Raw genomic sequence first — 19,166 nt, 5'->3', positions numbered from 1 at the left:
CCTTAGTTACTCCTTCCAATTCAACACATGTTATTGTTCTGTAAATTTAGAAAGTACGCCATTAACAAATTTAGACGAACCATCGTCGCCAAATGTTTTGCATAACTCGATTGCTTCATTAAGTACTACTCTTTTTGGTGTTTCTGGCATGTATAAAATTTCGTATACAGCTAGACGTAAAACCGTTCTTTCAATTTTAGGTAAACGGGCAAGCGACCACTTTTCAAGATGCTGTTCTAAAGCAGCATCGATTTCCTCCAAATGTTCAACTGTTCCAGTAACAATCTTTTCATAGAAGACATTTGTTGGTTGGCCTTTAATATGACCCATTGCTTCTTCTACTGTTAGATCGGTATTGTCTAGCTGAAACAAAACTTGCAACGCTTTTTCGCGTGCTTCATGTCGTTTCATGTAAAGCTCTCCTTCTTAAGTGGCATTAAGGTTTATAATAGCATAAATTCGTAAGAGAAACACGAATTCAAGCAAGTTTTCAATAATCTGATACCTTTTTCAAGCAACTTTTTGCTTATTTTAACACCCTGCAATTAACTTTACTAAGAAATATATTGAAATTAAAAAATCATCCTTTATTATTTAAATACCAAGAATGTTATAATTAAGGAAATTAATTATCATCTTTTGAGGTGTTTATTACAGTACAAGCTGCAAAAGAACTTTCAAATTATATGAAGGGAAGGAACAATATAAACAATTCAAAGAACGCAAATCGCACCTATTTTATTGCGATGATTGTAAACATAAAATTCGTTTTGATGCGATACGAAACTTCTTTAGCTCTTACTAGTAAAGGCATTTTATGAATGAACTTAGAAAAATAACTATGCCTGCCCCATTACCTTCGGAGCATTATAGAAATATAAAACACTTTGTATAACCGCGACGAATACTTCCACACTATAAAAATCAATTAAGCATAGGCATAATTGTGTCCGTAACAGGCCGAAAGAAGTTAAAACAAATCTTTTGACCCTATAGTTACTATAGGGTTTATTGTATTACGTGGAAATATTCTAGTAGATTTTGATTCATGTATCGTGAAAGATTGAAGGAGAACAATATGAATAAGAAACAACTTTTAACCTTAAGTATTTTATTATCGAATTTATTCATTGCCTTTTTAGGTATTGGTTTAGTTATACCTGTGCTACCGACACTCATGAATGAGCTGAAAATTTCAGGCTCTGTCGTTGGCTATATGGTGGCCGCATTTGCTATCACTCAGCTTATCTTCTCACCGATTTCTGGTAAAATGGTGGATAACATTGGCCGTAAAATTATGATCGTTGCGGGTCTATTTATATTTGGTTTTTCAGAGCTATTATTTGGTCTTGGACGCTCAGTTGAAATACTCTTTATCTCACGTATGTTAGGCGGTATCAGTGCTGCTTTCATCATGCCTGCGGTAACTGCATATATCGCTGATATTACAACCTTGTCACAACGTCCAAAGGCTTTGGGTTATATGAGTGCAGCGATTAGTACGGGCTTCATTATCGGACCTGGTATCGGTGGATTTTTAGCCGAATTCGGAACGCGCATACCATTTTATGCTGCTGGTATACTCGGATTTTTAGCAGCGCTCTTGTCATTTATTTTACTAAAAGAACCGACACGTGCTGATGATGATGAACAGTCTGCACCATCAATTTTAGGCAGCATGAAGCGTATTTTTAGCCCACTATACCTTATTCCATTCGTGCTTATTTTCGTACTATCATTTGGTTTAGCTGCATTTGAATCGTTATTTAGTTTATTTGTAGATCATAAATTCGCATTTACACCTTCAGATATCGCGATTATTATTACGGGAAGCGGAGTAGTTGGGGCTCTTGCTCAGCTAATATTATTTGATTGGCTGACAAAGAAAATGGGCGAGATTAATCTTATCCGTTATTCACTCGTCCTATCTGCTGTTTTAACATTGGCTATGACATTTGTAAGCCACTATTTCGCAATATTATTTGTCACATTCTTTATTTTCGTCGGCTTCGATTTAATTCGTCCTGCCGTTACCTCTTATTTATCTAAAATTGCTGGTAATGAACAAGGATTCGTTGGTGGCATGAACTCCATGTTTACAAGTCTCGGAAATATATTCGGTCCTATTTTAGGTGGGGTATTATTCGATATCAATTTGAACTATCCGTATTACTTTGCAACAATTGTTTTAACACTCGGCGTTATCCTTGCTTTGTTCTGGAGAAAGCCAAAGCATATTGAAATATAATAAAGTAGCTATACTTAATCACTGCTAAACAATTTCCGTAAACAACGTAAAAAGAAGGATTGCCCTGTATAAGGCAACCCTTCTTTTTATTCTTGTACAGCTACTTCTTCTTTTTCAAAGAGAATGCCAGTAATATGGACATTCACTTCAGCTGTTTCAAGTGCAGTCATATTAAAAATCGCTTGGCGAATTTGAGTTTGAACTTCCTTCGCCACTTTTGGGATTGTATAGCCGTATTTTACAGAGCAAAATACATCAATGGCAATCTCACCAGTTTCAGTAACACCCGATTTAATGCCTTTATTGTGAACTTTTTTACCGAAGCGTTCAACTACGCCCGTAGCAATATTACCGCGAGTTGCAGCAACCCCTTCTACCTCGTTCACTGCGATTCCAGCAACAACCTCGATTACTTCAGCTGCTACTTCAATTTTCCCAAGTTCTTCTTTACCAGAAGGCGTTGGTTGTACGAAAGATTGTCCTACTTTCTCTGCCATACAAATATCATCCTTTCCCTTACACATCACAAACAAATGCTGTACTTATGCTTATTATACTATAAAAAGGAAGGTTTGGCTTCGTAAAGACGCTTTAATTTATTTGGATCTGGTTTATGTCGATAAATTCAAGAAATTGGGTGATAAATATAAAAAGTTAGGCGATAAATTAACGAAGTTTATCGATAAAAACTATAAGCGAAGACTATAAAGATTTCTTCGCCATTTTATTTACGTTTCTTTTTAGAATAAATCACAAACCAGACAAAGTATAAGATTGTAACTAGTGATAAACCTTATGAAACATATCTACTTTCATTAGGTAAAACAATATTAAGAACAATAGTTAAAATAATCGCAGGTAGCATGTAAAAAACCAAACTCGTACTGCTTTGTTTTTAAACGAAAGTTCAAATCCCTCCATACAATTGAAGATAACTTCTAACGTAATTTCATCGAGAAGCTCATGAGGCGATAGAATGTGTTGATATATTCCTCAATAGTCCATTGTCTCTATCCAGCCAATCGCATTTGATCTTAAACGACGAGAAACCCTTACAGAGCAAGAATTATACGGATATTTAAGAATAGAATGATTTTATAACGGAATACTATCACCTTCTATTAAATAAAATAGTAAATAACAGTGATGTGTATTTGTTGCACCTCACACTTTCATCCCGCACAACTTTCCAAATACGTTACAATCCGATATGCAGACAATGCAGGATATTCAAGATTTCAATTATTTATTTTTCACATTAATAATTAGGAAATGCACATGACGCTCCATTAAAGCAGTCGGCCAAATTTTCATGGCTTCGGCAATGTGTCTTTTAGAGTGACTGTAAGCTTTTGGCACGGCAATAAAAAGATAGAGCGATTCACTCTATCTTCAAATTATTTTACTATGGTAAATCATTAATCTTGTATTGTTACCAATATTCCATCTTCAAAATACAAATATTTCCCGTAATCTGAATAAACCCATTGCTCTGACGTATGGTTAGAAGTAATCGTTCGGTTAATATCGTCAGGTTCACCCCAATTGGTATTGAGAACTTGCTCTTTTGTCATTCCTATGTAAATACGATTTGCTTCACGTTCTGCTTTAACGTTTGCATATCTTTCAAGATTTTCAGCTTTTTCTTTTTTTATAGATGCTTCAAGTTCTTCAATATCTGTTGAAAATTTTTGATATATAAATGATTTAACATTTTCACTTAAATCTCCATTATCTAAAGGTAAAATTTCGTAATCATAGATACTAAACGTTTCCTCTCCTTCAAAATACCTTTGAACAGCAAGATTATAAAGTTCAATTGTTTTATCTGTTGGTTTGATTTCTAAATCAGGACTTTCAATAAACGATTCTTTATAATAGGGAATTACATCCCAGTAACTTTCTTCATCTATAAGCTTAATTATATGTTTTTCAATATTTTTAGCTTTTTCTTGACGCTTTTGGTCTTCAACTGATTTTTCTTCTGTTTGCTTTGTTTCATGTAATTTTCCATTTTCATTTAACTTTTTCGTAGTTTCTTGATTAGTACAACCGACAAGAGTTAATAAACATAATGTTGACATTAGGAACTTTTTGTACTGATTGCTCACTTTCACAACATTGATTTCTTTTTTCTGCATCTTGATTCCCCCAAAACTAATACTACAGTCTATAAAACTATTTTACTACACTTATGACTATATTAGTATATTTTTAAATACAAAGCTAATTTTACAGACCATAGTACACGGTTTGTCACCTTAAGTACCATTGTCATTGATTTAAAAAGGAGACTTTTCTCTTGAATAAAATTGAATGGTACTGTAGTAAAGCGAGTTCGCAAAACTCTAAAGATTTCACAAGAAGACTTCGCTCGTAGAAGTAGTTTAGATAGAACCTTTGAGCGAAACATTAAGTAACCAACCATCACTACTTTTTTATTAGCTTATGCACTTGATATGAAGCCCTCTGAATTTGTTGGTTATAATCAAACGAACTACGGTAGCTACATATGTTCAAGCCTCACGAACACCCTAAACATGATTATCCCTTACAGTCGTTTCTATCGCTATCGTTGCTCATAGGTTTTGTATGTCATGTTCAACTGCAACACCACTATGATTAGTAGTGCATTAGCGACTTTGATTCCCTACTTTCACCTCAGTTACATCCACTAAAATTTCCGGTGGTGCAATTAGCTCTGTGTCATCCTGTTGAAATGCTCCATTAAAGGTCGGAAGCTATATAATTACTGAAATGTTATTCAAATCAAATATGCCTGTTCTTTGCTTATTTTTAGCCATAAAAAACCTCCTAACTAATAAAAGTTAGAAGGTATTTTTATTGGATATTTGGAATGTGTTCTATTCCTTAAATCAAATCAATTACTTGCTTGTCCCCAATACATCATTCTCTTCAAGGAACTTCGTATTGAATTGTGCTGATTTGAAAACATCATTGTTCATCAATGCTTGGTGGAATGGAATTGTTGTATTGATCCCAGGACCAGATACTTCGAATTCGCTAAGCGCACGATTCATTTTCGCAATCGCTTCTTCACGTGTATTTGCATGAACAATTAGTTTTGCAACCATAGAATCATAATATGGCGGGATTGTATAACCAGCATAAACTGCAGAGTCAATACGTACACCGTAGCCACCTGGAGTTACATAAGTATCTACAGTACCAGCTGATGGCATGAAGTTTTTATAAGCATTTTCTGCGTTAATACGGCATTCAATTGCCCATCCATTTAATTGAATATCATCTTGAGTGAAAGGAAGTTTTTCACCAGATGCAATTTTTAATTGTTGTTGCACAAGATCAACACCAGAAATCATTTCTGTTACTGGGTGTTCTACTTGGATACGAGTATTCATTTCCATGAAGTAGAATTTATCTTCTCTATAGTCATAAATAAACTCGATTGTTCCAGCACCTTCATAGTTACAAGCTTGTGCAGCTTTAACGGCAGCCGCACCCATCTCAGCACGACGCTCTGAAGATAGTGCTGGAGACGGAGCTTCCTCTACTAATTTCTGCATACGACGTTGAACTGTACAGTCACGTTCACCTAAATGTACAACGTTACCATAGCCATCCGCTAATACTTGGATTTCACAGTGACGGAAGTACTCGATGAATTTTTCTAAATATACGCCAGGGTTACCGAATGCTGCAGCAGCCTCTTTTTGCGTAATTTCAATGCCTTTTACAAGGTCTTCTTCTGTACGTGCTACACGGATACCTTTACCGCCACCACCAGCAGTTGCTTTGATGATAACTGGGTACCCAATTTTAGCAGCCCATTCTTTACCTGTTTCGATATCTGGAACAATACCAGTACCCGGAACAAGTGGAACATCTGCTGCTTCCATTGTTGTACGTGCAACATCTTTAATACCCATAATTTTAATTGAATCTGATGAAGGTCCAATGAATTTAATGCCTGCGTTTTCACAAGCTTCAGCGAAGTCAGCGTTTTCAGATACGAAACCGTAACCTGGATGGATACCGTCTGCACCTGTTTTTTCTGCTACGCTCAGTAAAGCTGGGAAGCTAAGATATGAATCCTTTGATAACTTTGGTCCGATGCAATATGCTTCGTCTGCTAATTTCACATGTAATGCGTCTGCGTCTGCTTCTGAATATACGGCAACAGATTGAATGCCTAACTCTTTACAAGCACGAATGATACGCACAGCGATTTCGCCGCGGTTTGCAATTAAAACTTTTTTCATAGTTGTGCACTCCTTACTCAGCTTTTACAAGGAATAATGGTTGTCCGTATTCTACTAATTCACCGTCTTTAACAAGTACTTCAACGATTTCCCCTTGAACTTCTGCTTCAATTTCGTTGAAAAGTTTCATAGCTTCTACGATACATACGATTGTTTCATTACCAACTTTGTCCCCCACTTTAACGTAAGCTGGTGAATCTGGGTTTGGAGATTGATAAAAAGTACCGACCATCGGAGATACAATTTTATGTAACGATGGGTCGTTATTTACTGGTGCTGCAGCTGGTGCTTCTTCAGCTTTTGCTGGAGCAGCTGGTGCTACAGGAGCCGCTGCTGGTGCAGATTGTTGTACAACAGGTGCCACTACTTCTTTTTTAGGTGCTACAGTTTCAGTAACAACAACACCATTCTTTTTTAATTTAACTTTTGCCCCATCTGCTTCATAAACGAACTCGTCAATTGAAGAAGAATCTACCAATTTAATGATTTCACGAATTTCTTGAATTTTGAACATTTTCCTAACTCTCCTTATGAAATAAAATCTACTACAAGCACTATTCTATATTTTTTTCGAACAATTTGAAATACTTTAATGCAAATTAAGTAAATATGAACAAAACAAAAGGCTTTCTTTTACTAAACGAAAGCCTTTTCATGATACTGATATATAACAACGATTTCAAATAAACAGAATATTAGTATTTTTCTTGTTATTTTTAATTGTTACTATTTGCACTGAATTTTACTAGGACGTCATTCGCGCCTTCCATTTCTGTTCTCACTAAATAAATAATTTCATTCGCTTGAGCTTTTGATAGCTCCTCCGCCATAACAGTTACCTGTACTTTATCACCGTCTGCTCGTACAAATGCATCGGAGTATCCTAAAGATTTAATAAGCATTTCTAACATTGCTTCAGAGGATTCTTGTTTTATAAGGCTATCCATCTCATTATAAGCTTTACTTTTATCTTCTGCTGAATAATCTTGTGAACCGATTTTCTGCTCTAATTGCGAACGAAGCTGGCTTCTTTCATCACTAACTTGCATGCGCATCTCTTCAAATAAATGGCTTGGAGAAGATACTTCCTTCGTCTCTCCCTCTTTCGTTGCTTCTTGATCAGTCACACCTGATACTGCAGTTTGCTGTAATGCGTCATCTGTGAAAATAGTTAGTCCATTAAATTGTTTTGCTGGATCAACCAAATAATACACTGAAATAACCGCTACTAGACTTAATAATGTCATAAACCAAACTGTTCTTCTACGTACGCGCATTTACTTTTCCTCCTTATTTTCCATTGGAACGATAATAATTCGATGAATCGGTAATTGCATTACTTGACTAACAACCGCACGAATTTCATTTTTAACAAAGATATCTGATGCTCCTTTTGAAACAATTAGTATCCCTGTTACTTCTTTCGTGCCTTGTTCAGTTCCTCGAAAATATTGACTGAAAAGTTGATTGTCATCCTTCTCATCTGTCATATCTCCGTAATAAAAATAGACTTTTACCTCCCCAACACCTTTCATAGCCTTCAATGTCTGTTCAAGTTTTTCTTCATTGGTTTTCGGTGATACTTGCCCATTCGTTGTATTCGTTTGATACATTGGTAAAATGATGAAAATTCCCACGGAGGCAGCGATCAGCATTAAGACTAAAAATGACGTTGTTTTTTTTGGTTTCTTTTCCACATCACTTGTACATTGCCTCCTTTCATCTCTTCTCTTTTTCAAGTGTATGTACGCTTGTTTCCTCCTATGAATTGATAAATGGAATCTTTAATAGCAATTGCAAAAATACTAACGTAATGACAAGCTTTGTAAGTAAAATTATTTCTTTATCGTCTGTTAGAAACACGAATATCTGACAGATAAAGAGAATTGCTAATAAAAGAATCAATTTATCTCCCTCCAGCCATAACTTGCACAAAAACAATGAGGAATAAACAAGAAAACATAAACGAAAAAGCAATTAGAAATGATACAGCACATAATGTAAATAGAGATTTACTAACATGATCTAGAAGTCTACAAATATCATCAAAGGCGATTGGCTCTAAAATAGCAGCTAACATTTTCAACGAATAGGCAGCAACAACAAGCTGCACTGTAGGAATGAACGACACGGTAATAACCGCTATAAACGCAGTAATACTACTAATAGAAGAAGCAAATTGTGTCATATGCTGGAACATTGAAAAACTATCTACTATAAAGGAACCGACAACTGGAATATTTTCCTCTATTAATTTTTTCACAGGCTCTGCAACAGCTGCGTTGACACTAAAAGCAGCAACACCACTCGCCGACATTAAAATGATGTAACAAATAACTGATGCAGAGACGATACTCATAATGGTAAAACGAATCAATTCAGCAATTCTCGTAAACGAAATTTCTTTAACGATGACACTGCAAACATCAAAAACAATGGCAAGAAGCACTCCCGGAATAAGCCATTTACTACTAATAATCGTTAATACTTGTACAAAAAAAAGTAAAAAAGGCTGCCAAGAAGCAATCGCTGTAATGCTGCTTGATAAAAGAAAACTTGAAGTAAGAATGGGATAAAATGCAGTAAAAATATGAGCAAGTCCCTTTGCGATATCGTCTATTAAATTAAATGAATTCACAACGACAGGTCCTATTGTTGCAAGGACTATAAGAAAAAAAAGTATCCTTGTCCCTTTTTCAAATTCTGGTAAAATCATATTGATAATCAAAATAATAATGACATAGCCACATAAAATAAGCGTCATCTTCAGCAATAGAAAGAATGGATCAATTAAAAACGAAAATATTTGCTCTAGCAATGTCTTCGCCCCTTAGTTTAGCCGTTGTAAAATGGCCGACACCTCCTGTAAAACAGCCAAAAACTCCTTAAACCAGTACAACAAAATAACAATTTTGACGCCATCATAGACGATGTGCCCGAGTACTTTATAGTTTTGTTCTACCAGTAACATCGACACCCATTGCCCGATATAAAAAAGGCTAGCACTTACCACAATGGCTTTTGCATAAGGCAAAAATGCTAATGTCTCAAGTAATTGCTTGATGAATGGCAATAAGAGTGTCGAAAACAACATACCGAAAAGCAAAAACGAAAACATTACACTAATTAGCGCATGGAGTGGCTGTATGACTTCTTTTATAAGCAATAATAAAAGCAGCATGACAACAGCAACGATGACAATTTCCATTTACCTACCCTGATGAGGTCAGCCATTGAAAGAATGTGAGGATCTCATTAAAAAATAGACGTAAAAATCGCAGTAATTCCGCTGTCATATATAAATAGGCAATGAAAAATAGGAAAAATGAAAATTCTTTCTTTCCTGTTTGATCAAAGAAGACATGAAGAAGCGCAACTACTAGTCCCACTCCAGCGACTCTTAATACGTCTTGTAATTCCATTTCATACGCCCCCTCGTGTACAGCAATATATGTCGCTACCACACAAAAAAGACCTCCATACTTACGTATAGAGATCTTAGTATTTTTATGAAATTAATGACGCCTCGGCATCATTGCGTTCGGGGTCGGCTTTGCGCAGCCCAAAGCCCCCTTCTTGCTTGCGTAACGCCGGGAGCTGAACTTCTTTCAGTGGATGTTAGACACCTTGCATTTGCTACCACCTATAGTTTCGCTACGAAAACAATTGTAGCTGACGCCTCGCTTTCACTACGAAAACAATTGCTGAAAGAAGTTAAAGTAGCTTTTCAATGATGCTTTTCACAGTACCTGGTTGTTTCACTAAATAACTCTTTTCGCCCATCCACATCGATAAATAGTCGGCTTTACCCTGTTTTGCGCCTTCTTTACGAATAGTTGTAGTTAGATCATTTTGCAATGGATAAGGGGCTACAGTAGCATTCTTCATACGTTCGGTAAAACCATTTGCTAAGCCTCTTGCTGGTTTCCCAGAAAAAGCACGTGTAATCGTCGTTTGTTGTGCTTCCGATTGAAGCAAGGCATTTTTATAAAGAGGTGAAATTTCACACTCATCTGCTACAAGTAAGGCTGTACCAATTTGAACCGCTTGTGCACCCATTGCTAGTGCTTTGCTTACATCTTCCTTTGTAACAATGCCTCCAGCAGCAATAATTGGTATGGAAATTTGCCCTACAACCTGCTGCAGTAAATCATGCAAATCAATTAATTGCATAGGTTCCGTGAAGGAACCACGATGACCACCAGCTTCGCCACCCTGAAGAACAACCGCTTGCATCCCTGCTTGTTCTACACGCTTCGCTTCCTCTAGTGTAGTAGCTGTACCAATAACATAAACTTGGTTGTCCTTTAAACGATGAATGACATCTGCTGAAGGAATACCAAATGTAAAGGAACAAATGGCTACGTTTTCATCAAGAACAGCTTGTACTTGTTCTTCAAATACTTCCTTGGACATGACACTTTGTACAGGTGATAGTCCAAGTTCATCATAAAACGGCTGTAGAGCCATTCGAGCTTTTTGAAGAACATCTATATCAATTCGTGGTTCTTCTTGTACAAATAAATTAATCGCAAATGGCTTTTTCGTTAGCTTTTTAACTTCCTGAATAAAGCTTTTTGTTTGCTCACCATCTAAATAGCCCGCTCCAATCGAGCCTAAAACACCTTGTTCTACACAGGCAGCCACAAATTTTGGCGTAGTTACACCAGCCATTGGCGCCTGTATTATTGGATATGATATTTCAAAAGTTTGTAGCATAGCATTCACTCCTTACTATTATTGTAAACAAATCTTCCAATTATGACCACATTTTAAATAATAGAAACAAATTTTTCTATTAGTAAAAAAGGGAGCTATCTGTACTTTATATGTAAAATAAAAAACCTACCCTTAAAAAAGAGTAGGTCGGATATTTTTATTCATTACCCACGAGAAACGTAAGAACCTTCTTCAGTATTGATAATTAACATGTCACCTTGGTTTACGAAGAATGGCACTTGTACAATAAGACCTGTTTCAAGAGTTGCAGGTTTTGTACCACCTGAAGCTGTATCACCTTTAATACCAGGCTCTGTTTCTGTTACTTCTAGCGTAACAGTGTTTGGTAATTCAACACCTAACATTTCACTTTGGTATGATTGAATATGAACTTCCATGTTTTCTTTTAAGAATTTTAATTCATATTCAATGGCAGCTGAAGCAAGTTCAGTTTGCTCATATGATTCTAAGTCCATGAAAACATGCTCATCACCTTGTGCATAAAGGTATTGCATTTTACGGTTATCGATTTGTGCTTTTTCAACTTTCTCACCAGCACGGAAAGTTTTTTCATTTACTGAACCGTTACGTAGGTTACGTAATTTAGAGCGTACGAACGCAGCACCTTTACCTGGTTTAACGTGTTGGAAATCTAACACGCGATATAATTGGCCATCTACAATAATAGTTAGGCCTGTACGGAAATCGTTTACTGAAATCATTTGTGTTCCTCCATAGTTTACAAAATAATAAGTTCTTTTGACGAATGAGTTAGCAGTTCATTACCTGTCTCTGTGATTAAAATATCGTCCTCGATACGAACACCACCGATTCCTGGTAAATACACTCCTGGTTCAATCGTTACGGCCATACCTGGCTCTAGCACCGCTTCTGAACGCATTGATAAGCCAGGGCCTTCATGTACTTCAAGACCAATCCCATGTCCTAATGAATGACCAAATGCCTCGCCATATCCCTTTTCTTTTAAGTAGTTACGTGCAATCGCATCTGCTTGGATCCCTGTTAAGCCAGGGCCAACCTTTTCAAGTGCTAAAAGCTGGGAAGCAAGTACTGCGTTGTACATATCCACTAATTTTTCAGATGGCTCGCCTACTGCAACAGTACGTGTAATATCCGAGATATAGCCATTGTACAGTGCTCCATAGTCTAATGTGACAAAGTCGCCTTTTTCAATCACTTTATTCGTTGCTACACCATGTGGTAAGGCTGAGCGAAGACCAGACGCAACAATTGTATCAAACGAGGACTGAGTTGCTCCTTGTTTACGCATGAAAAATTCTAATTCATTCGAAACCTCAAGCTCTGTTTTACCTGGCTTGATGAAGTTTAAGATATGTGTAAATGCGTGATCAGCAATTTCACACGCAACCTTAATAATATTAATCTCTTGTTGCGTCTTAATCAAGCGAATTTTTTCAATTAGCCCAGAAATCGGTACTAAATCAGCTTGAATATTATTTTTATATAGCTCATATGTGCCATAGCTAACAGTATCTTTCTCAAAGCCCAATAATTTGATACCCATGTTTTTTACTTGCGTTGCAATTTCTTCAATGATTGTCGCCTCATGTTTGACAATGTGGAAATCCTGTATTTGCGCGGCTGCTTGCTCTGTGTAACGAAAATCCGTGATAAACACAGCATCATTTTGAGACACGATTGCTACGCCCGCTGTCCCTGTAAAACCAGTCATATAACGACGGTTGTATCCGTTCGTAATTAAAATGCCATCGAGATTTTGTTCTTGAAGTGTCTTACGTAGCTTTTGCAATTTCAACATAATCAATTCTCCCTCTCAATAAATGTGCGTAGTGCCAGTTCATAGCCTTTCGTACCTAGTCCAGAGATTTGACCAAGGCATGCCGGAGCGAGATAAGAATGATGACGGAAAGCCTCACGTTTATGGATATTTGAAATATGTACTTCTATGACCGGCACAGAAATCCCTGCAATTGCATCATGTAAAGCTATGCTTGTATGGGTATATGCACCGGGATTAAAGATAATACCATCATATTTTCCATCCTCCGCCTCATGCACCCAATCAACAAGTACCCCTTCATGATTAGATTGACGAAACTCGACAGTAGCACCTAAAGACGCCGCAAGATTCTGAATATTGTTTTTCACATCTTCCAACGTCTCATAACCATAAATATGTGGCTCTCTTTTACCTAGTCGATTTAAGTTAGGTCCATTCAAACATAATAACTTCACGCATATTCGCCTCTTTCTATGTACTTGCCATTATTTTATCATACAAGGAGCATACAGCAACTAATTTCCTTTTTGTGCTGTATGCTCCTTCTGATGAAAGTTTGCAGTTTCAAGCAAGAAACGTAATAGACAAATAACAATGACCATAAAAGGAATCGATAATTTTTTAAAGGAAGAAGATTGTAAAGGTAAATCAAGAACAATCCATTCTAATGTGATTGACACGATAAGGCCGAGCATAAAAGATGAAAGCACAGCTGGGATAATATAAACATATCTCAACGTAATGTATAATAAAAACCCAATCATGAATAAGACTAAAATGAAAAAGCTCCATTGAAATAGTTTTGAACTGCCTTCGAATAAATCCCACTTCTTATAAAAACCTATTGGATTCCATTTAATAAGATGAAAGTAATGAAGCCCCTTTAAACACAATGCTAAAACAAGCGCACCGACTAGCGATGTTATACTAGCTACTCTCAAGTAAAATCCTCCTAACTTGTACTACGAGTTAATTTTTAAACGTTAATCATTCCCTAAACTGTACGATTAGTGTATCCATATAGAAATTTTACTATGCGTAACTCTAGAGGTTTTTCACTAAATTTAGTACAATGGTACAGTTGAAATATATAAAGAGAGTGGTGTTAGCCTTGAGCAATTCACCTGTATACGGGGGACAAGCACAATTAGAGGGTGTAATGTTCGGAGGAAAGGAACATACGATTACTGCCATTCGCCGTAACGATGATTCCATCGATTATTATCATTTTAAAAAAGTTCAAAACCCTATTTTACAAAAGCTTAAAAAAATTCCATTGATACGAGGCGTAGTAGCACTGATTGAATCAGCTGGTTTAGGCTCTCGTCATATGCAATTTTCAGGGGACCGTTACGACGTTACACCTGGCGAAGAAGAAGAGCATAAAGAGGAAGGCTCAAGATTGCAAATGATTTTAGGGGTTGCAGTTGTAGGTATCCTTTCCTTTTTATTTGGTAAATTTGCCTTTACTTTAATTCCAGTATTTATTGCAGATTTTTTCTCTAAATGGATTGAAGGAAAAACTGGCCAAATTTTACTTGAAAGTGGCATAAAGCTACTTTTACTACTTACCTATTTATATTTTATATCTTTAACACCACTTATTAAACGCGTATTCCAATATCATGGTGCAGAACATAAAGTGATTAACTGCTATGAAGCTGGTATGGAAATTACAGTGGAAAATGTACAAGCACAATCACGCTTACACTATCGTTGCGGTAGTAGTTTTATGCTGTTTACCGTGTTTGTCGGCATGTTTTTATATTTCTTCGTGCCAACTGATCCACTTTGGTTACGCATTTTGGACCGTATTCTATTAATTCCAGTAGTTCTTGGGATTTCATTTGAAGTACTTCAAGCTACAAATGCGTGCCGCAATATTCCCGTGTTACGCTTCCTTGGCTATCCAGGCTTATGGCTACAATTACTGACAACACGTGAGCCGAAAGACGACCAAGTAGAAGTAGCCATCGCATCATTCAATATGCTACTTCAAGTAGAGCAACAACCAGAAATCGCAGCTACTTTGAATCATGATTAACAAATCAATTATGCCTCGGAATAATTGATTCTGGAATCGGCTTTGTGCTTAGGCCTGCAGATGTTTTTTGTGCGAAAGCGCAGTGCTAACGTAGCGTCAGCAACATGTTTTTGTTTGTGCGAAAGCGAAGCGTCAGCAACATGTTTTTGTTTGCGAAAGCGAAGCGTCAGCAACATGTTTTTGTCTGTGCGAAAGCGGAGCGACAGCAACATGTTATTGTCTGTGTGAAAGCGAAGCGTCAGCAACAACACGAGGGCCGACACGAAGTCGGTCATTTCGGTAATGCCACAGGACGTGGCGCTTTTAGACTGAGTTCCTCTATTTCAGCGGATGTTTGAACAACCGCTGAAAGAAGTTAAAGGGCAAGTCCAACAGATATTTTTCGTTGGACTTGCCCTTTTATGTTAGAGATTCGTTATTATAATGGTTGTACAGAAATTATTTGTTGCTTTGCTTTCTCGTACTCCGCCTCCAATGTTATGAGTATTTCACGAACGGACTCTCGTTTGTCAATATTGGTAATGCCATGTCCAGCTGACCAAATATCTCGCCATGCCTTGATATTAACAAGATGTGTTAAATCAACATCTTCTCTTGGCTTCAATGTCGCTGGATCAATTCCCTCCTTTAATAAGGATGGAATTAACACATTGACATGGACACCGCTAAAAGCATCGGTATATAAAATATCTGAAGTGCCACTTTCAATTACCATGTTTTTGTACGCCTCAGGTGCATCTCCTTCATCACAAGCTAAAAATCGAGTACCCATATAGGCATAGTCTGCTCCCATTATTTGAGTAGCTAGTACGTCCGCACCGCTAGAGATGGAGCCAGATAAAATGATCGTTCCCGTAAAGAATTTCTTAACCGCAGATACAAAGCCAAATGGATTTAGTTGCCCACCATGACCGCCAGCACCTGCACATACAAGAATTAGACCATCTACACCCGTTGCAGCAGACTTTTCGGCATGCTTGACGTTCGCAACATCTGCATAGACCTTCCCACCATAGCCGTGCACAATGTCCATAACTCTCTTTGGATTACCGAGTGAAGTAATGACAATTGGTGGCTGAAATTGTTCAATTAACTGTAAATCTTCTTCAAAACGTGTATTCGCTACAGGATGACAAATAAAATTGACTGCCCATAGCTCAGCAGGTAGCGCCTTTTTTATTTCTTCAAGCCACTCTGCACAAGTTGAAGCCGGTCTTGCATTTAATAACGGAAATGAACCGATAGCCCCTGCTCTACTAGCCTCAATAACCATCTTAGGATTAGAAACTAAAAACATCGGAGCAACCATAATTGGTAAACTAGACATACACCCTCCCCCTTTATACTTATAATATTTCGAGAGATTTCCTGAAAATCCTACTATTTAAATTCAAATTTCAGATTTGACCTCGCATCTTCCGTTGAAATAACAGAGTAGCGATCATAAAAATAATGACCGTATACCCTAAAACGATAGCAAGTGGCACGAAAACATCTGAATATGCTCCACCTAGTACTGCACGCGCCGCATGAACAGCATGGACAAATGGCAAAAATTGCGTGATAGATTGAAATGTACCACCTATCATGTCAGGCTTAAACCATGTACCACTAAACCAAGTTGATAAATTGACAAATAGCACAAAGATACCCCCTACCTGTTTGTCCGTAAAAATCGTGCCTAGTAATAAACCAAAACCAATATACAATTTGGGACCCCTCCTCTCTCTTACTCAATCGGATCTAGCCTTATATATGTAGTAGTGTTCCTCGGACAGATGTGTTACTTCCTTCAGAGATTGGAACCTGCACCCTAAAGTTCATGCGCAAGCTACGCACATCACTAAAAAAAGCACCAGCAAGATGCTGATACTTAGGCCTGTTAAATGCATAATCAAATGGTTTTTTATTAAATTGATATAAATTCATGCTGTCTATTTGTTTTAAAATCTTTAAACAAGCGGACCTTCCTAACTATGAAACATCCTGAAGTTTTGCTGCGGCATATAATCCGTATCCACTTTATAATCGTGCCTGATCATGAAAGTAGAGATTTGTCATATTGAGGGCCGAAAACAAATTTTTTCACGGCTCAAACCCAGCCTGGCTCACATAAACGTTATTTTCCGGAAAGATTTCAATAAATCGGTTATATACTTTTTTAATCACATGTGGTCCATACCATTCTTCTAAACCAAGTTGGGCATATTTTTTTTCAAGACCTAGTTTTCTTGTGCGTCTGCCACCACTACCATCGCCCATGAAGTAGTCATCAATACAAATCCGATCGACGAATGGCTTTAATTTCATAGGGAGATATTCTCCACTCGGTAAGATGGGGGCTATAGCAACTTGGGTCGGTATTTCAGCAGCCGCTAATTGTTCCAATGTCTTAAAGCGCGCCTGGATTGGAGGTGCCTTTGGCGTAAAATGTTTACGGATTGTTTCCGAATCTGTCTCAATAGTCATACTTACTCGAACTTTATCTTTAAAATGTTGCAGCAAATCGATATCTCGACTTACAAGTGGGCTTCTAGTCTGTACTAATAGGAAGTCAGGAGGATCTTCTACCATAACTTCTAATAAAGATCGCGTCACTTTCTCCTTATGCTCTATTGGTTGATACGGGTCTGTACTTGATGACATAAAAATGGTTACATTCCCTTTGGCTTTGGCGCGACGAAGCTCCTTTTTTAATAAATTCGCAGCTCCGTTTTTAACATCGAGCCAATTTCCCCATTCCCCTTCTCGAAAAAGAGATACAGGCATTTCGCGTACATAACAATAGGAACATCCAAATGAACAGCCTGTATAAGGATTTAGTGAATGCGTATATTCAGAAAGGAAGCCAGTTCCTTTATTCAGAATCGTTTTAGGATTTTTATAGAATAATTCACTTTTCATGACGAAACCTCCATTCATTGTACGGCAATAATTACTCATTGCTTGATGAAGCTTGCTTTTCTAGATCCTGTAGCAATGTCTTCATTTCTATTCCTCCCCGATAGCCAGTTAATGAGCCATTCTTCCCTATTACACGATGGCATGGTACAGTAATTAATACCCGGATTAGCCCCAATAGCCGCTCCTACAGCACGAACAGCTGCTGGTTTATTTATATCATGTGCAATGTCGGAATAAGATTTCGTCTGTCCATAAGGAATTTCACAAAGTGCATTCCAGACTGCTAGCTGAAATTGCGTACCTACGTACTCAAATGGAACAGTAAAGGTTTTCCGCTTCCCTTCTAGATACTGAGTGATTTCAACGACATAGGGTTCAAGCTTTGCATCATCTTCAACAAGAGGACTTCCTGGAAGGCGTTTCTTAGCCCATTCGAACAATTCCTCGAATGGTTTGTTCTGTGAACCTACAAACACAAGCCCCTTTGAAGTTGAAGCAATATAAAAATTCCAATCCTTAAACTTTAGTAAAGACCAATAAAGGGTTGCTTTATTCTTTGTTTCCATAGTACTCTTCCTCCGTTTTACTCATTTGTCGAAATTGCGCTGGTGTCTGTCCTGTTTTCTTTTTAAATAAAGTTATAAAATAAGGTGTGTTAGTCATACCCACACATATGCCGATATCTCCAATCGCTTTATTTGTTTGAATCAAATACTTTTTAGCCGCGTGTACTCTAACTTGTTGTATATACTCAACCGGCGTAATGCCTTTAATCCTTTTAAATGTTCGATGCAAATGATACGGACTCCCATGACAAATAGTTGCTATCGATTCTAGCGTTAATTTTTCTGTGAAATTTTTATTAATGTATTCAGTAATTAAATCAACCCACTCGCTATCAGGTAGATTTTCATTAGTGGGCTTGCAACGTTTACAAGGACGAAAATTTGCGCGGAGAGCTTGTTCTGCGTTTGCAAAAATGCATACATTTTCTTTTTTCGGAACGCGAGATTTACAGGATGGTTTACAAAATATCCCTGTCGACTTTACAGCGTAGAAAAATTGATTATTGAACGCTGCATCATTATTTATAATTGCTTGCCACTTTTCATCTGTTATCATTTCTACATCATTTGAAATTCTATGTCCGTTATTAATACTTTCCGGCATTGAGCTCACCTCTCCTTACAATATACTCCCTATAAATTCAGAATGTATAGTTCT

The 19,166-nt window shown here is 37.2% G+C and carries 23 protein-coding genes and 1 pseudogene; 3 read left to right on the top strand and 21 right to left on the bottom strand.

The features are described 5' to 3' along the window. Positions 1-30: 30 nt before the first annotated feature. Positions 31-411 (bottom strand): transcription antitermination factor NusB, encoded by a 381-nt coding sequence (gene nusB / locus ACQKN4_RS15805; protein ID WP_053483714.1) that lies wholly within the window; start codon positions 409-411, stop codon positions 31-33. A 667-nt stretch (positions 412-1,078) separates the two neighbouring features. Between nusB and ACQKN4_RS15800 the strand changes: the two genes are divergently transcribed. After that, positions 1,079-2,248, top strand: coding sequence for an MFS transporter (locus ACQKN4_RS15800; RefSeq protein ID WP_079561805.1), 1,170 nt, complete (start codon positions 1,079-1,081; stop codon positions 2,246-2,248). A gap of 86 nt (positions 2,249-2,334) precedes the next feature. On the opposite strand, the gene ACQKN4_RS15795 is transcribed toward ACQKN4_RS15800, so the two are convergent. The 15 genes from ACQKN4_RS15795 to ACQKN4_RS15725 all read right to left on the bottom strand — a co-directional run bounded on the left by ACQKN4_RS15795 (position 2,335) and on the right by ACQKN4_RS15725 (position 13,935). Continuing rightward, positions 2,335-2,745 carry an Asp23/Gls24 family envelope stress response protein gene (locus ACQKN4_RS15795; protein WP_079561806.1) on the bottom strand — a complete coding sequence of 137 codons (411 nt, stop codon included), beginning with the start codon at positions 2,743-2,745 and terminating at the stop codon, positions 2,335-2,337. Positions 2,746-3,666: 921 nt separating this feature from the next. After that, positions 3,667-4,389, bottom strand: a complete 723-nt coding sequence (locus tag ACQKN4_RS15790; protein WP_427484156.1) for a hypothetical protein — start codon at positions 4,387-4,389, stop codon at positions 3,667-3,669. A 744-nt stretch (positions 4,390-5,133) separates the two neighbouring features. Further along, positions 5,134-6,492 carry an acetyl-CoA carboxylase biotin carboxylase subunit gene (accC, locus tag ACQKN4_RS15785; RefSeq protein WP_427484155.1) on the bottom strand — a complete coding sequence of 453 codons (1,359 nt, stop codon included), beginning with the start codon at positions 6,490-6,492 and terminating at the stop codon, positions 5,134-5,136. 13 nt (positions 6,493-6,505) lie between these two features. Beyond that, positions 6,506-7,006: an acetyl-CoA carboxylase biotin carboxyl carrier protein gene (gene accB, locus ACQKN4_RS15780; protein WP_427484154.1), complete on the bottom strand. Its 501-nt coding sequence runs from the start codon at positions 7,004-7,006 to the stop codon at positions 6,506-6,508. 202 nt (positions 7,007-7,208) lie between these two features. Next, complete coding sequence (locus tag ACQKN4_RS15775) at positions 7,209-7,769, bottom strand: SpoIIIAH-like family protein (RefSeq protein ID WP_079561812.1); 561 nt, start codon at positions 7,767-7,769, stop codon at positions 7,209-7,211. Then, a complete protein-coding gene (locus ACQKN4_RS15770) occupies positions 7,770-8,189 on the bottom strand; it encodes a hypothetical protein (RefSeq protein WP_079561813.1) in 420 nt (139 codons plus the stop codon). It abuts the gene before it with no gap. A gap of 64 nt (positions 8,190-8,253) precedes the next feature. Continuing rightward, positions 8,254-8,397, bottom strand: coding sequence for a hypothetical protein (locus ACQKN4_RS15765; RefSeq protein ID WP_170938973.1), 144 nt, complete (start codon positions 8,395-8,397; stop codon positions 8,254-8,256). Position 8,398: 1 nt separating this feature from the next. Beyond that, positions 8,399-9,310 carry a stage III sporulation protein AE gene (locus tag ACQKN4_RS15760; RefSeq protein ID WP_079561814.1) on the bottom strand — a complete coding sequence of 304 codons (912 nt, stop codon included), beginning with the start codon at positions 9,308-9,310 and terminating at the stop codon, positions 8,399-8,401. A 12-nt stretch (positions 9,311-9,322) separates the two neighbouring features. Beyond that, positions 9,323-9,700 (bottom strand): hypothetical protein, encoded by a 378-nt coding sequence (locus ACQKN4_RS15755; protein WP_079561815.1) that lies wholly within the window; start codon positions 9,698-9,700, stop codon positions 9,323-9,325. A gap of 4 nt (positions 9,701-9,704) precedes the next feature. Beyond that, positions 9,705-9,914 carry a hypothetical protein gene (locus ACQKN4_RS15750; protein WP_012295089.1) on the bottom strand — a complete coding sequence of 70 codons (210 nt, stop codon included), beginning with the start codon at positions 9,912-9,914 and terminating at the stop codon, positions 9,705-9,707. 292 nt (positions 9,915-10,206) lie between these two features. Next, positions 10,207-11,211, bottom strand: coding sequence for an NAD(P)H-dependent flavin oxidoreductase (locus ACQKN4_RS15745; RefSeq protein WP_427484153.1), 1,005 nt, complete (start codon positions 11,209-11,211; stop codon positions 10,207-10,209). Positions 11,212-11,375: 164 nt separating this feature from the next. Continuing rightward, positions 11,376-11,933 (bottom strand): elongation factor P, encoded by a 558-nt coding sequence (gene efp / locus ACQKN4_RS15740; RefSeq protein ID WP_079561818.1) that lies wholly within the window; start codon positions 11,931-11,933, stop codon positions 11,376-11,378. 17 nt (positions 11,934-11,950) lie between these two features. Continuing rightward, the gene (locus ACQKN4_RS15735; RefSeq protein WP_079561819.1) at positions 11,951-13,012 is read right to left on the bottom strand and encodes a M24 family metallopeptidase; all 1,062 of its coding nucleotides are present in this window, start codon (positions 13,010-13,012) and stop codon (positions 11,951-11,953) included. Positions 13,013-13,014: 2 nt separating this feature from the next. Further along, a complete protein-coding gene (gene aroQ / locus ACQKN4_RS15730; RefSeq protein ID WP_079561820.1) occupies positions 13,015-13,449 on the bottom strand; it encodes a type II 3-dehydroquinate dehydratase in 435 nt (144 codons plus the stop codon). 60 nt (positions 13,450-13,509) lie between these two features. Continuing rightward, positions 13,510-13,935, bottom strand: coding sequence for a hypothetical protein (locus tag ACQKN4_RS15725; RefSeq protein ID WP_079561821.1), 426 nt, complete (start codon positions 13,933-13,935; stop codon positions 13,510-13,512). 131 nt (positions 13,936-14,066) lie between these two features. Here ACQKN4_RS15725 and ACQKN4_RS15720 point away from each other — a divergent pair, with 131 nt between their 5' ends. After that, positions 14,067-15,038 carry a DUF1385 domain-containing protein gene (locus ACQKN4_RS15720; RefSeq protein ID WP_170938974.1) on the top strand — a complete coding sequence of 324 codons (972 nt, stop codon included), beginning with the start codon at positions 14,067-14,069 and terminating at the stop codon, positions 15,036-15,038. 140 nt (positions 15,039-15,178) lie between these two features. Continuing rightward, on the top strand, positions 15,179-15,376 hold the full coding sequence (locus tag ACQKN4_RS15715; protein ID WP_079561823.1) for a hypothetical protein: 198 nt from the start codon (positions 15,179-15,181) through the stop codon (positions 15,374-15,376). Positions 15,377-15,456: 80 nt separating this feature from the next. Here ACQKN4_RS15715 and ACQKN4_RS15710 read toward each other — a convergent pair whose 3' ends face one another. The 5 genes and pseudogenes from ACQKN4_RS15710 to ACQKN4_RS15690 all read right to left on the bottom strand — a co-directional run bounded on the left by ACQKN4_RS15710 (position 15,457) and on the right by ACQKN4_RS15690 (position 19,112). After that, a complete protein-coding gene (locus ACQKN4_RS15710) occupies positions 15,457-16,365 on the bottom strand; it encodes an NAD(P)H-dependent flavin oxidoreductase (RefSeq protein WP_079561824.1) in 909 nt (302 codons plus the stop codon). A 70-nt stretch (positions 16,366-16,435) separates the two neighbouring features. Continuing rightward, positions 16,436-16,747, bottom strand: coding sequence for a hypothetical protein (locus ACQKN4_RS15705; protein ID WP_427484152.1), 312 nt, complete (start codon positions 16,745-16,747; stop codon positions 16,436-16,438). A gap of 376 nt (positions 16,748-17,123) precedes the next feature. Then, the gene (locus tag ACQKN4_RS15700) at positions 17,124-17,942 is read right to left on the bottom strand and encodes a radical SAM protein (RefSeq protein ID WP_427484151.1); all 819 of its coding nucleotides are present in this window, start codon (positions 17,940-17,942) and stop codon (positions 17,124-17,126) included. A gap of 31 nt (positions 17,943-17,973) precedes the next feature. Further along, positions 17,974-18,508: pseudogene (gene adaB, locus ACQKN4_RS15695) on the bottom strand (methylated-DNA--[protein]-cysteine S-methyltransferase). After that, positions 18,492-19,112, bottom strand: coding sequence for a bifunctional transcriptional activator/DNA repair enzyme AdaA (locus ACQKN4_RS15690; protein ID WP_427484150.1), 621 nt, complete (start codon positions 19,110-19,112; stop codon positions 18,492-18,494). The pseudogene adaB and the gene ACQKN4_RS15690 overlap by 17 nt, the downstream one beginning before the upstream one ends. Positions 19,113-19,166 lie beyond the last annotated feature (54 nt).

This window comes from Lysinibacillus sp. NPDC093692, from assembly GCF_050280125.1.
Taxonomy (GTDB): Bacteria; Bacillota; Bacilli; order Bacillales_A; family Planococcaceae; genus Lysinibacillus.
Note: the sequence above shows the minus strand (reverse complement) of the source record. Positions and strands in the feature narration are given on the sequence as shown.